This window comes from Oceanobacillus massiliensis str. N'diop, assembly GCF_000285495.1.
In the GTDB taxonomy this organism is placed as follows: Bacteria; Bacillota; Bacilli; order Bacillales; family Amphibacillaceae; genus Oceanobacillus; species Oceanobacillus massiliensis.
The window spans coordinates 1-1,141 of the sequence record NZ_CAER01000090.1 but is presented as its reverse complement, the minus strand read 5'-3'; the positions used below and the strand labels follow the sequence as shown (position 1 = coordinate 1,141).

The 1,141-nt window shown below is 43.2% G+C and carries 1 protein-coding gene; it reads right to left on the bottom strand.

Annotation, left to right across the window (positions count from 1 at the left end; all coding sequences use genetic code 11):
* Positions 1-42 precede the first annotated feature (42 nt).
* Positions 43-1,141 (bottom strand): IS3 family transposase gene (locus OMHG_RS00195; RefSeq protein WP_147629115.1). Its coding sequence is split into 2 segments (ribosomal slippage), with 1,100 coding nucleotides annotated over them: positions 43-944 and positions 944-1,141; the frame shifts between segments, so codons are not numbered across the junction. This gene is flagged as partial in the annotation.

Below are 1,141 nucleotides of genomic sequence, written 5' to 3'. Positions count from 1 at the left end.
TGCACTGAACCCTGTCAAGTAGACAACTAAAAAAAGAGTAACTTATGCTGCGGCCTTTTCCCGATATTCTATCGGGGAAAGGCCGTTGTGTTTTTCCTGTAATCGTTCGGTATTGTAAAAATGAATGTATTCTGTAATCATTTGTTTAGCTTGCTCATATGTTTTTGGTTGCTCTAAATACAGTTTCTCCGTTTTCAAATGGGAAAAGAAGCTTTCGATACAAGCATTATCGTGACAGTTTCCACGTCTGGAATGGCTCCCATTCAAACGCATTTTCTTCAAGCGTTTCGCATAACCATTCGAGGTATACTGAAATCCTTGGTCAGAGTGAAGCAAGGTGCCCTTGTAAAGCGGTTGCGATTCTAAGTATTCTAATGTATTCAACACTAAATCCAGGTCGTTCCGTTCTGAAAGTTTCCAGGCCACGATTTCATTATTATGCAGATCCAAAACTGCAGAAAGGTAGACAAACCGGTCATTTATGCGTATATACGTAATATCGGTTACAAGCTTCTGGTACATTTTTTCTGCGTAGAAATTCCGATTCAGCACGTTTTTGAAAAGTACCGATCCTCTTCTGCCGTAAAATGGACGTTTCTTACGAATGACAGAACGAATTCCCAAGTCCCGCATCAGTCTCCTTGTACGTTTGTGATTCACAAGCAGCCCTTCCTTACGCAAAACTCGCGTGACACGCTTGTAGCCAAAATACGGGTGCTCCTTATGAATTGCCAGAATATGTTCTTTAAGAAGCGCTTCTCCTTCTTGGCGCCGTACCCGTGCCGGACGGCTCAGAATCCATTTATAGTAACCTGCCTTCGATACTTCCGCTATGCTGAATAGCCATTTTAAAGGATGTTTCGAGCGAATTTGGTGGATCACTTCGAATCGTTGGGCTTTTGCGACTTCTCCTCCCCGTGAAGATTTGGATTTTGCTTTTTTAGATAGTCCACCTGCGCTTTCAGGTACGCGTTTTCTTCTTCAAGACTGGAGAACGTTTTCCGATTCCAATGCCCACGCTGATCTTCAAAGGAAATGCCCATTTGCGTCTTTTTCACCCATTCCGCAATCTGTGCATCGCTTTTAATGCCAAATCTATCTCTGAGCTGCCTGTACGACCAGCCTTCTTCCAGTTTCAACC